The organism is Streptomyces sp. NPDC058195 (assembly GCF_042883525.1).
Taxonomy (GTDB): Bacteria; Actinomycetota; Actinomycetes; order Streptomycetales; family Streptomycetaceae; genus Streptomyces.
Genome location: NZ_JBHVVM010000020.1, coordinates 83,906 through 96,027, shown reverse-complemented (window position 1 = coordinate 96,027; position 12,122 = coordinate 83,906). Strand labels below are relative to the sequence as shown.

General features: G+C 71.8%; 10 protein-coding genes. 5 read left to right on the top strand and 5 right to left on the bottom strand.

The features are described 5' to 3' along the window. Nucleotides 1–48: 48 nt before the first annotated feature. From ACFVWY_RS24040 to ACFVWY_RS24030, 3 genes are read right to left on the bottom strand one after another with little or no spacing between them, the layout of a single operon-like run. The gene (locus ACFVWY_RS24040; RefSeq protein WP_389875949.1) at nt 49–906 is read right to left on the bottom strand and encodes a carbohydrate ABC transporter permease; all 858 of its coding nucleotides are present in this window, start codon (nt 904–906) and stop codon (nt 49–51) included. Next, complete coding sequence (locus ACFVWY_RS24035; RefSeq protein WP_389875946.1) at nt 903–1,817, bottom strand: carbohydrate ABC transporter permease; 915 nt, start codon at nt 1,815–1,817, stop codon at nt 903–905. Before ACFVWY_RS24035 ends, ACFVWY_RS24040 begins: the two co-directional genes overlap by 4 nt. Then, complete coding sequence (locus ACFVWY_RS24030) at nt 1,807–3,099, bottom strand: extracellular solute-binding protein (protein ID WP_389875943.1); 1,293 nt, start codon at nt 3,097–3,099, stop codon at nt 1,807–1,809. Before ACFVWY_RS24030 ends, ACFVWY_RS24035 begins: the two co-directional genes overlap by 11 nt. Before the next feature lie 314 nt (nt 3,100–3,413). Between ACFVWY_RS24030 and ACFVWY_RS24025 the strand changes: the two genes are divergently transcribed. Further along, the gene (locus ACFVWY_RS24025) at nt 3,414–4,586 is read left to right on the top strand and encodes a serine/threonine protein kinase (RefSeq protein WP_389875941.1); all 1,173 of its coding nucleotides are present in this window, start codon (nt 3,414–3,416) and stop codon (nt 4,584–4,586) included. A 17-nt stretch (nt 4,587–4,603) separates the two neighbouring features. Next, complete coding sequence (locus ACFVWY_RS24020) at nt 4,604–5,341, top strand: HAD family hydrolase (RefSeq protein ID WP_389875938.1); 738 nt, start codon at nt 4,604–4,606, stop codon at nt 5,339–5,341. On the opposite strand, the gene ACFVWY_RS24015 is transcribed toward ACFVWY_RS24020, so the two are convergent. Next, nucleotides 5,289–6,758 (bottom strand): N,N-dimethylformamidase beta subunit family domain-containing protein, encoded by a 1,470-nt coding sequence (locus ACFVWY_RS24015; protein ID WP_389875935.1) that lies wholly within the window; start codon nt 6,756–6,758, stop codon nt 5,289–5,291. The two genes, ACFVWY_RS24020 and ACFVWY_RS24015, sit on opposite strands and share 53 nt — an antisense overlap. 169 nt (nt 6,759–6,927) lie before the next feature. Here ACFVWY_RS24015 and ACFVWY_RS24010 point away from each other — a divergent pair, with 169 nt between their 5' ends. After that, entirely contained in the window at nt 6,928–7,788 is an 861-nt protein-coding gene (locus ACFVWY_RS24010; RefSeq protein ID WP_389875932.1) for a class I SAM-dependent methyltransferase, read from the top strand. Between the two features lie 9 nt (nt 7,789–7,797). Then, complete coding sequence (locus ACFVWY_RS24005; RefSeq protein ID WP_389875930.1) at nt 7,798–8,544, top strand: GNAT family N-acetyltransferase; 747 nt, start codon at nt 7,798–7,800, stop codon at nt 8,542–8,544. Between the two features lie 468 nt (nt 8,545–9,012). Here the strand turns inward: ACFVWY_RS24005 and ACFVWY_RS24000 are convergent, their stop codons facing one another. Beyond that, on the bottom strand, nt 9,013–10,101 hold the full coding sequence (locus ACFVWY_RS24000; protein ID WP_389875927.1) for a hypothetical protein: 1,089 nt from the start codon (nt 10,099–10,101) through the stop codon (nt 9,013–9,015). Between the two features lie 325 nt (nt 10,102–10,426). Between ACFVWY_RS24000 and ACFVWY_RS23995 the strand changes: the two genes are divergently transcribed. Then, nucleotides 10,427–12,076: an ABC transporter substrate-binding protein gene (locus tag ACFVWY_RS23995; RefSeq protein WP_389875924.1), complete on the top strand. Its 1,650-nt coding sequence runs from the start codon at nt 10,427–10,429 to the stop codon at nt 12,074–12,076. Nucleotides 12,077–12,122 lie beyond the last annotated feature (46 nt).

Genomic DNA, 12,122 nt, shown 5'->3' with positions numbered 1-12,122 from the left:
ATGTACGGGTGTCGTCCGTGGGGCGCACCGGTCCCGGCAGGGCCTCGCTCAGCCCTTGACCGCTCCGGTGGCCAGCCCCGCGGCGATCTTGCGCTGGACGGCCAGGAAGAAGACGACGACGGGCAGCGCGGTGAGCGTGGCGCCCGCCATCAGCCCGCCGTAGTCGGTGCCGAAACTGGTCTGGAAGGAGACCAGCCAGATGCTGAGGGTCTGTTTCTCCGGGGTGGACAGCAGGACGTAGACGAGGACGTACTCGTTCCACGCCTGCACCATCGCGAAGACGGACGTGGCGACGAGCCCGGGGGCGAGCAGCGGCAGGACGACCCGGGTGAAGGCCCCGAGCCGCCCGCAGCCGTCGACCATCGCCGCCTCCTCCAGCTCGGCCGGGATCGCGACGATGAACCCGTGCAGCATCCACACGGTGAACGGCAGGGTGAAGACGAGATAGACGAGGATCACGCCGCCCAGGCTGTCGGTGAGACCGGCGTCGTTGAGCAGCAGGTAGACGGGGATGATGAGAGCGGCGAGCGGGATCATCTGGACGGTGAGGATCACCACGACGAACGCCTTGCGCCCGGCGAAGCGGAAACGGGCGAGCGCGAACGCGGCGAGGGTGCCGACCAGCAGGGAGACCAGGACGGTGCCGAGGCCGATGACGGTGCTGGAGCGCACGTTGGCCCAGAAGGTCTCCGTGCCCATCGCGCGGGCGAAGTTGTCGAGCGTGGGACGGCCCGGCCAGAACTCGGGCGGCAGGCTGAGGATCTCGGTCGCGGGCCGGAACGCGGTCAGCACCATCCAGTAGACGGGAAAGCCGAGGACGGCGGCCGTGAACAGGCCGAGCAGGTCGTAGCGCAGGCGCCGCCGCCGTATCCCCGCCGCCCGCCGCCCGGGGCGCGCCCGGCTCATTCGGCCTCCCCCAGCCGCAGCATCTGCCGCAGGTACACGACCGCGCCCGCGAGCAGCAGGACGACGGTGACCAGGGCGATCGCCGCTCCGGCGCTGTAGCGGTTGACGGCGAACGACTCGATGAACGAGTAGACGCCGAGGAGGTAGTACTCCCGCTCCGGCTGCCCGCCGCGCATCAGCCAGATCTGGTTGAAGACCCCGAAGTCCCAGATTGCCATCAGCGTGGTGACCATCACGAAGAGCGGTTTGACCGCCGGGAAGGTGACGAACCGGAAGACCTGCGACGGCCGGGCTCCGTCGATCACGGCGGCCTCCTCCAGCTCCGCCGGGATCTGGGTGAGCGCCGCGTGCAGACTGACCGTGGCGAACGGCAGCGCGCCCCAGACGACGACCGCCGTGATCACCGCGAAGCCCTGCCACGGGTCGGTGAACCAGTTGTGCCGGGAGAGGTCGACGCCGGGCAGCGCCGACAGCAGCCAGTTGACCACCCCGTAGTCCGTGTCGAACAGCCAGCGGAAGACGGCCGCGGCGACCATCACCGGCATCGCCCACACGGCGATCAGCACACCGGCGAGGACCGCCCGCACCCAGGACGACGTACGCCGCATCAGCAGGGCGACGAGCAGCCCGAGCGCCATCGTGAGGGTGACGCAGACGACGGTGAACAGGGCGGTGCGGGCCGCCACCGTCCAGAAGAACCCGTCGCCGAGGATCGTCCGGAACTGGCCGAGACCGGCCCACGGCGGTGCCTCCCCGCTGAACAGCTCCCGGCGGGTCATGTCCTGGAAGGCCAGGGTCACCATGTCGGCGAGCGGATAGGCCAGGACCACCAGGAGGGCCAGGAAGGCGGGAGCGATCAGCAGGTAGGGCAGGTGGCGGCGGGGCCTACGGCCGGCTGGGTCAGCGCTCATTGATCACCGCGTCGATCCTGCGGTCGGCCTCGCGCGTCGCGTCCTGGACCGATGCCTTGCCGGTGGCGATCCGCTCCAGCATCTCGGGCAGGACGTTGGACTTCTCCACCGCGGTCCAGCCGGGGGCGAGCGGAGTGACCCAGCCGCGCGTGGCGGCCTGGGCGGCCGGTCCGTTGACGCCCCCGGCGGCGACATCGGCGAGCTGTACGGTGTTGTTGGGGAGCGTGTTGGCGGCGATCAGCTTGCGCTGCGACTCGCTGTCGGTGAAGAGCCGGATCCACTCGGCCGCCAGCTCCTGGTTCTTCGACTTGGCGGGCACGGCCAGCGTGGAGCCCCCGAGGAACGGCGGGAGCAGCTTCCCGGACGGGCCGGGGAAGGCGAAGGTGGCGAACTTGCCCTTGAGCGCCGGATTGCCCCCGGAGCGGGGGTCGGTGGCGGCCTGCGCCTCCCAGGTGTTGCCGTAGAAGACCCCGACCTTGCCCTGCCCGACCACGGCGGGCTCATCGCCGTTGTCCTTGGCCCGGTCGCCGACGTAGTAGTCGTCCATCAGCTTCTTCCAGGTGGTGAGCCCGGCGACGGACTTCGGGGAGGAGAGCGCCCCCTGCCAGCGGCCGTCCTTCTCCACGGCCATCTCGCCGCCCGCGTCCTTCACGAAGGCCATGGCCGCCGACCAGTAGCGGCCGGGCAGGTACATCGCCGAGAAACGGGGGTCATCGGCCCCGTACTTCGCCTTCAGCAGGTCGAGGCCGGAGATCAGCTCGGAGTAGGTGCGCGGGGCGCGGGTGATCCCGCTCTCCTTGAAGTAGTCGGTGCGGTAGACCCCGACGCGCGCGCCCGCGTAGTACGGCACGCAGTACGTCTTGCCGTCGAGCCGGCAGGCGTCCGCCAGCGCGGGCAGCCACTGCCCCGACCGCTCGAAGGACTTCGGGTCCAGCGGGGCGAACGCCCCGTTCACCAGGTAGTTGGTGGTCTCGCTGTTGCCCATCTCGACCACGTCCGGCACGTTGCGTCCCGCGAGGACGGCGTCGAGCTTCTGGTTCTTCGTCGTCCACTGCTGGTACTGGACCGCGACCTTCACACCCGGGTGCTTCGCCGTGAACCGCTTGTTGGCGGACGCCACCATCTGCGGCCAGCTCTCGCGGGCGTCCACGGTCAGCCACACGGTCAGACTGCCGTCTCCTCCCGGCCCGCCCGAGGAGTCGCCCCCGCCCGAACCGCACCCCGCCAGCGTCAGCAGCAGAGCCCCCAGCACCCCGGACCGGCAGCGCAGACGTGATGTCATGAGTTCCTCCGTGCGGGATTCGTGGGAACGTACGGGACTGCTGCGACGGTCTTCATCACTACCCCGAGGACCGGCGCACCCCGCCACGGCACGGAGTTTCGGCCGGAAGACAACGGTGCGATTCCCACGAAGGGCCGAGCGTTTCCCCGTTGTGCTGCGCCGATGACCGCTCCTGTTCCGGAGGCGGTAGCCGTACTTTGGCCACGCTGACGCGAATGGCACGTTCGGTAGCCGGGCGGCTCTTGACGGTGACGGTGCGCTGCCCGCAGGTTGGCCCCTGCGGCACCCCGTGACCCCGATCGAAGGGCTTGTACGTGACCGAGCAGAGCACCACCGCGTCCGCCACTCCCGCAGGCTCCGAACGCCCCGTACGGGTCAACGCCTGGAACGGCTGGGATCCCCTGCGCCATGTGATCGTCGGCCGTGCGGAGGGCACCGTGGTGCAGGCCCCCGAGCACGCGGTGCGCCGCGACTACCCCGACGACGGCTTCCCGCTGGGCACGTACGGCCCCATGCCGCAGGACATGGTGGCCGAGGCCGACCAGCAGCTCGACGACTTCGCGCAGATGCTGCGGCGGCGTGGCATCCGGGTGGACCGCCCCGAGCCCATCGACTTCAGCCAGCGGGTGTCCACACCGGAGTGGGACCACGACTCGATGTTCGGCTGCATGCCGCCCCGGGACCTGCTGCTCACCGTCGGCAACGAGGTCCTCGAAGCGACCATGTCGTACCGCAGCCGCTGGTTCGAGTACCTCTGCTACCGGCCGCTGCTCCAGAACCTGTTCGACGCCGACGACCGGATGCGCTGGGAGGCGGCGCCCAAACCGCGGCTCACGGACGCCTCGTACAAGACCGGGTTCTGGGACACGTACAACGAACTGCCGACCGAGGAGCAGCTGGCCCGGGTCCGCGCGTACGACCTGGTGCTCACCGAGGCGGAGCCGCTCTTCGACGCCGCGGACGTGGCCCGGTTCGGCAAGGACCTGTTCGTCCAGCTGTCGTTCGTCACCAACCGGAGCGGCTACGACTGGCTGCGCCGCCACTTCCCCGACCACCGGGTGCACGCGGTGACCTCGACCAACACCCATCCGCTGCACATCGACGCGACCTGGGTGCCGCTGCGGCCCGGTCTGGTGCTGCACTGCGGGGAGCGGCTCGCGGACGCCGAACTGATGGAGTTCTTCAAGCTGAACGACTGGGAGATCGTGGAGGCGGTGCAGCCCGCCAGCTGGGACCACCCGCCGAAGCTGTCGTTCTGCAGCCCGTGGCTCGCCGGGAACATGCTGAACCTCGACGAGAACACCCTGTGCGTGGAGGAGAAGGAGGTGCGCCTCGCCGACCAGCTGTCCTCCTACGGCTTCGAGATCGTGCCGGTGCCGTTCCGGGCGGTCGGCCCCTTCGGCGGCGGGCTGCACTGCGCGACCGTCGACATCGAACGCGACGGCGGCCTCCAGGACTACTTCCCGCGCCGCTACGGCCGGTTCTAGAGGTGGGCGCGGCGGGCGTGACCGGTGCGGTCGTCCTCGACTTCTACGGGACGCTGGTGCGGATGGTCGAGCCGCTGCCGCCGGACCACCGCGCGGTCTTCGCCCGCCGGGGCCTGGAAGCCCAGGGTGAACTCTGGGGTGACCAGTGGTCGGTGGGCCCCGCCGAGGGCGAGGAACACCTGGCGCACTCGGCCGACGAGACCGCGTACGTCACCTGGGAGCGGGACCGGCTGCGGCGGCGGGCGCGCGGCTGCGGAGTGCCGGAGGGCGAGCTGGACGGGCTGGTCGCCGAGCTGGACCGGGCGATGAAGGCGGTCCGGCTCGCCCTGTACCCGGACGTACGGGACGTTCTCGCGCGGCTGCGGGAGCGGGGGCTGCTGATCGGCGTGTGCTCCAACTGGTTCTGGAACCTGGAGGACTGCCTCGCGGAGGCCGGCATCGGCGCGGCGGTGGACGTGGTGGTGGGCTCCGCGCGGACGGGGGCGCGCAAGCCGCATCCGCTGATCTACCGCACGGTGGCCGAGCGGTGCGGGCTGCCCGCGGACCGGGTGCTGTTCGTCGGCGACATGTGGGTGCCCGACGTACTGGGGCCGCTGGCGGCGGGGATGCGGGCGGTCCATCTGCACCGGCCCGACCGGGCGGTACGGGGGGCCGCGCCGCCCCTGCCCGAGGGGGTGGCGCGGATCACCGGGCTGACCGGCCTCATCCGGTTGCTGGACCCCGGTGACGCAGCCGGTCGAGGAGATTGCGGGTGACGCGGACGACGGCGGGGTCCTGTTCGTGCCCGCAGACCACCGGCCAGTCCGTGGTACCCGCGGTGAAGACGGTGCCGCCCGCGGTGAACAGGCCCATGGTGGCGGCCCGGGGGCTGCTGATGGACGGCTCGCGTGCCGGGCCGTTCCAGTGCCCCCGCCTGGCGTCGTGGAAATTCTCGTGGACCGGGTCGAGAACGTATATCCCGAGAATGAGGAAGGATTCCGGAGTGCCGTCCTCACCGGTGGCACGGGCCGTTCCGTCCACGTCGTAGGAGAAGGCGGCCCCATCGCATTCGTATCCGATGAGCGGTGTTCCGGAGCCGAGCCGGTCCGCCGCCTTTCCGCCGGACGCGTCGCGCAGGCCGGTGCCCTCGTAGAGCCAGTGATCGGCGTGCTGCACCGTGTATCCGACGCGTGGACGGTCGCCCGGCCATTCGGTGGCGGGCCACATTCCGCCATTGCGGAAACTCACCCCGGTCAAGGTGTTCTCCGGGCGGCCGACCCCGTCCGGAGCGGGAACCCACCACTGGTCGGTGGCCGGCAGATGGGGATATTCCTCACCGACGTGATGATCGGTGTCGGAGACGAAAGCGGTGTTCTGGTCCGTCGGATGCACGCGCCACCAGCAGGTGTTGGCGCTGAGAAAGGCGATGTTCCCGCCGTCGCGGACGAACCGCTCGGCGTGCTCGCGCATCGGCGTGCTCCAGTACTCGTCGTGGCCGACGCTGAGCAGCAGGTTGTACGGGGCGAGCAGGGAGGGGTCCTCGTGCAGATCGAGATCGGTGCAGTACTCGACGCGATAGCCCTGCCGCTCCAGCCAGGCGATGAACGGCGCGTCCCAGTAGGCGAGGTCGATCACACCCCCGGGGCGGTGCAGGCTGACCTTGTGGCCTCGCGGTTCGCCCCCGCCGCCGGTCCGGTGCACCGGATGGTCGTAGAGACTGGCGCCCCGGTCCGGGCCGGGCCGGTCGGAGCGGTTGTAGGCGTGCCGGGTGAACGTCGACTTCTTGTAGAGGATCCTGGAGCTGCTGCCGGGCAGCCGGGGACGCACGACGAAGAACTCCCGTCCGGGCCCCTCCAGCTGCTCCGCCGTGAGCAGCGGCGGATTCACCGGACGGTCCGGCCCGCATTCGACGAATTCGGCCAGATGGATTCCCGGTTCCCACTCCGCGGGCACCGGAACGGTGAGCGGCGGCCAGCCCCAGTCGTCCGCGGGCGAGGCGAGGCCGGGTATTCCGTCGGGATGGGCAGGAGACTGGTGCGGGGCGCCCGGGAAATCCCCGGATTCCCCGACCGGGACGAGTGCGCTGCCGAGCCGGTAGAAACGAAGACGGAAACGGGGAGCGTCGGTGGAGAGATGGAACGTCACTTCGCCGCCGACGGTGACGCTTTCACGGCCGAGATATCCCTCAATCATGCCGCTCATGCTAGGCAGCCGCCGCGGGGGCGACAACGCCACCGCCAACAGGCCACCCGATCCCCTTTTTTCGGCCACACGCGGTGGGGCGGGACTTTTCACCTGGACTTCTGGGTAGGGCGGAGTCCGGAAATGGCACGGTCCGTCCGTCGACCGCTGAGGGGCTCGCATGAGTGAAGAATTCCGCGGTGAATTCCGTGTACGGGAACTGGTGCTGGGGATCGAGGGGCTCGCGCTGCTGCGCCATGCCGTGGACGGTGATGAGGACTTTCTGCGCGAGCGGGTGGCCGAGATCCGCCGCTTCGTCCTCGACGAGGAGAAGCTCCCGGACGGCGGTGCCCGGGTCAGCGAGCTGGACGCGGCGGCGGGCTACGCGTCGTGGTCGGCGGTGTACGACTCGCTGCCCAGCTCGTACATCGAGGTGGAGGAGCCGGTCGTCGCCGCCGTCCTCGACGGCCTCGGACCGGGCACGGCGCTCGACGCGGCCTGCGGCACCGGCCGCCAGACCCGGGCGCTGGCCGCCCGCGGCCACCGCGTCATCGGCGTCGACCAGTCCGCGCACATGCTCGCGAAGGCCCGGGAGCACACCCCGGACGCCGACTACCGGGTGGGCCACCTGGAGCGGCTGCCGCTCGACGACGACTCCGTCGACCTCGCCGTCTGCTCGCTCGCCATGACGCACCTCGCGGACACCGCCCCCGCCGTGGCGGAGCTGGCCCGGGTCGTCCGGCCGGGCGGGCGGATCGTCATCACGGACCTGCACCCCTTCGTGGTCGCGCTCCAGGGCCAGTGCCTCTTCGTGCACGGCGCCGGGCAGCTGGCCTTCGTCCGCAACCACGTCCACCTGCCGAGCCACTACCTGGACGCCTTCGGCCGGGCCGGGCTGCGGGTGCGCGGCTGCCACGAACCCCTGTTCAACGGGAGCCTGGCCCCCGGCGGTTACGAGGAGTTCATCGCGGACGCGGCCCGCGCCGCCTGGGACGGCCTCCCGATCGTCGTCGTCTGGGACGTCGAGGTCCCCGCCCTCTGAGGAGAATCCATGCCCCTGGTCCTGGTACGCCACGCGCAGCGGCCCGAGCTGTGGGACCGCATCCCCGAGCGGTTCGCCGGAGTGGTGCCCGAGTACAACCTGCACGGCGACATCAACGGCGACTACTGGAACCGGCTGTTCGAGGACTTCCCGGAGTTCCAGTTCCTCCTGTACGACGAGGAGCGGGAGGTGATCGCCGGCGCGGGCCGCTCGCTGCCCCGCACCTGGGACGGCACCGCGGCGGACCTCGGCCCCGGCCTCGACGACTCGATCGCGCGGGCCTTCGCCGACCGCGACGCCCAGCGCGCCCCGGACGCGCTCGTCGCCCTCGGTATCGAGGTGGCCGAGGACCACCAGGGCCGGGGCCTGTCCAAGGTGCTGCTCGACGCGATGACGGACACGGCGCGGCGGGCCGGGCTCGGGACGGTCCTGGTGCCGGTGCGCCCCACCTGGAAGGACCGATATCCCCTGGTGCCGATCGAGCGGTACGCGGCGTGGACCCGGGACGACGGGGCCCCGTTCGACCCGTGGATCCGGACCCAGGTCAGCGCGGGCGGCACCCTCGCGGCGGCCTCCGCGCACTCCTCGCGGATCACCGGCACGGTCGCCGAATGGGAGAGCTGGACGGGCCTGGACCTCCCGGAGGACGGGGAGTACGTCTTCCCCGGCGGCCTCGCGCTCCTCCATGTGGACCGTGCGCGGGATGTGGCCGCGTACTGGGAGCCGGGCGTGTGGATCACGCACTGCGCCCGGTAGGCCCACGGCGGGGCGGGCGCGGGCGTCCGTGCGGCAGCGGTACGCGGGCCGCGCCCAGGAGTGCGGCCCGCGGGCCCCGTTCGGCGGCAGGCGGACCGGAGCGGTCGCCGGGGGAGGACGGCCAGGCAGCGGCTCGCGCCCCGCCCCGCAGGCCACCGCGCGAGGACCGGCTCACCCAAGCGGCCGGTGCGCCCGGCGGCCACGGGGCATCGTCGGTGGGGCAGCCCCGGTCCCGCACGCGGCGAGCACCTCGACGAGCTCCGGGACCTCCTCTTCCGCCACGGCCGCGAGCAGAGCTCCGGCTAAGGGCTGTCCCGCGATCCCTGGCGGGCGTGCGACGACAGCCACGGCACTTCGCCGCGTTGCCGGAATGCCCGGATACATCCAGTATTCGGGCGTCCCTCCGCCGTGCGAGGCACCGCGTCTGACGCCGCACCCTGTGATCCACCGGGGAGTACGGGACAGCCCTTAGCCGAGCGTCTCTCCCGCGCGGACGGCCGCCCAGGCCAGTGCGGTCATCGCGCGGGCCTCGTCCGGGCCCGCCTCCGGGCGTCGTTCGGGCGGAAGGCCGGCCGGTCCGGCGGTGGCGACGGCGGAGTGCCGCAGCCTGTCCAGCGCGTCCGGGGGCACGCCGTCGGGCAGCGGCCCCAGCGTCCGGGCGGCGCGGGCGGCCTGCCGCCCCAGCAGCAGGCAGTGGATCCACAGTTCCCCGGCGAACGCGCTGCCGAAGGTCCGGGCCACCCGCGTCGCGAGGTCCCGCGGCACGCGCACGGCCCGTACCTCTTCCTCGGCGAGGCCGGTCGCGGGGAGGGCGTCGCGCCAGTGGCGGTGGCCGCGCCCGCCGTCGGCGCCGCCCTCCTGTCCGACGAGCCGGATGTAGCCCTCGCCGTACCGCATGTACGGAATCCAGCCCGGCTCCTCCAGTACCCGGCCGTGGTCCAGCAGCGGCGCGGCGTCGGCGGCGGAGGTGGGGCAGACGGCGAGCCGGATGCCCTGGGCGGCGTGCTCGTTGATGCTGGTCGTGCCGATGTGCTCGACGATGTTCGGCACGGCGAGCAGGCTCATCCGGCCACGCCCCCGGAAGAAGGCGGAGAGCAGTTCGTCGTCGTGGCGTTCGGCGCTGTCACGGGCGTACGCGCGAAACGCGGCGGCGCTCGCGACCGGCAGGCAGAGGGCGAGGGACGGCGTGAACTCGTCAGGCACGGCCCGCACCCAGGAGGCCCCCGCGAGGGCGGCGAGCCGGGCGGCGGCGCCGTTGCGGGCGTGCCAGTTGGTGTAGAAGACCAGGGCCTCGTCGGGGAACCGGGCGGCGGACCGGCCGACGATCTGCAGCAGTTCGGCGGGGGCGTCGACGTCGTCCTGGACGACCAGATGATGACCGGCCCCCGGGTGTGCGGCCGACCAGGCGACCAGGGCCGTACGCAGGGCGGAGGGCGGGCCCTGGGGGTCGGGGTCGAGGGCGAGGCCGTCGAGCCGCAGCCGGGCGGCGAGGTCCTGGGCCTGGGCGAGGCGTACGGGATGGGTCATGACGGCCGAACTCACGTGGGGCTGGGGCACGCTGCGCTCCTCGTCAGGGATGGTCGGCGGTCATGGTCGCAGAGCACGTACCGGGCGGGCCCCGGTGCGCCGGGAGATTGGCCGGATCAGCGCCGGACCGGTGCCCGGTCGGCGCCCGGTCAGCGGTGCACCGGCGGCCGATCGGCGGGGGCGGCGTCCGGCAGGAAGGGCTGCCCTGCGGCAAATCCGGGCGAAAGCGCATGTATTGCCTCGTGGTGGGCCGAATCCTAGGACTCCTTTGACACCCTCAAAGTTTCGCGTATACCTTCCATGCCCAGTTGGGCATTCTCAGTGGACGCTCACGGTGGACGGAAGGGCTGTTCCCATGCATGCGGAACCACACGGGCAGTACGGCCGGATCGGGCGTCGGGGAGTGCTCCGCGCGGCCGGAGCGGGCATCGGCGTGCTCACCGTCTCGGCGATCCTCTCGGCCTGTGCGCCGCAGCGGCCCGAAGGGGCCGGGGCGTCCGACGGGACGGCGGCCCGGGGCTCCGGCGCCCCGATCGACACGCTGACCCTGGCGCTGCCCTCGTCGCTCTCGACCCTGGACGTCAGCCGTGAGTCCGGCATCCTGAACTACGTCGTCGCCTGCCTGGCCCAGGAATCGCTGCTCTCCGTCGGGCCCACCGGCAAGCTCGGCCCCGGTCTCGCCGAGAGCTGGAAGCAGCCCGACGCCACGACCTACGTCTACACCCTGCGCCGCGAAGCGAAGTTCTCCGACGGAACCCCGGTCACCACCGACGACGTGCTCGCCTCGATCGAGGCCGCCCGGGACACCGGCAGCGGGCTGGCCTACGCCTGGGCCGACGTCGCCTCCGTCAGGGCCACCGGCGCCCGTGAGATCACCGTACGGCTGAAGCGCGCGGACGCGGCCTTCGCCTGGACGCCGACCCCCGGCACCCTGCTGATCAGCAGCAAGGCGTTCCTCGCGCGGAACAAGGGGAAGGTCGGCACCCCCAGGACACTGCTGCTGGGATCGGGGCCGTACCGGATCACGTCCTTCGCCGCCGACGACCACGTCGCCCTGGAGCGCAACGACCACTGGTGGGGCGATCGCCCCTCGGCCCGGACGCTGAAGCTGTCGTTCATCCCCGATGCCGGAACCCGGCTCGTCGCCATGAAGTCCGGTTCCGTCGACGGAGCGCTGAGCCTCCCGTCCGACGAGGCCCGGAGCTGGGAGCGCGAGGCACAGGTCACCTACACGGGCGACCGTTCCGTCGTCGCCCTCGCCTTCGACACCGCCCAGGCACCCTTCGACGACGTCCACGTGCGCAAGGCGTTCGCCCACGCCGCCGACCGGGCGGGCATGACCAAGGGCATCCTGCACGGCAAGGCCGACGTGGCGTCCACCCTCGTCTCGCCCGGCATGTGGGGCGACCTGCTCTCCGACGGCGCGGTCGACGCCGCCTACGGCAAGCTTCCCGCCTGGGACTTCGACCTCGACCTCGCCAGGGCCGAACTCGCGAAGTCCGCCCATGAGGACGGCTTCACCCTCGACCTCACGTACCCGAGCAGCGGACCCCAGCTGGGCAAGGCGGCGCTGGCGCTGGCGGCCTCGCTGAAGGAACTCGGCATCACGCTGAACGTCAAGGAGACCACGCTGGAGCAGTGGATCGCCGACCTGGTGCCCGGCAAGAAGCCCCTGCAGTTCCTCTGGTACTACCCCGTCACCGGTGACCCGGCCGAACTCACCAACGCCTACCTGGACAGCGGGGCCGCCCCGACGAACCTGCCGCACTACGACAACGCGGCCGTCGACCAGGCACTCGCCCTCGCCCGGAAGACCGTCGACCCGGCCGCACGAGGCGCGCACCTGATGACCGCCGTCACGGCCGCCGCCGCCGATCTGCCCTACCTGCCGCTGTGGTGGGCGCAGACCGCGACGGCCTTCGCCAGGGACCTCGTGTTCGAGGAGCCCGGCCCCTTCGCCCTCGTCGGCCCCTGGGCCACCAGGGTCAAGAAGGCGGCCTCCTGAGACGGCGTGCCGGGCGGGCACCCCCTCATTCCCCCGAGCCCGCCCG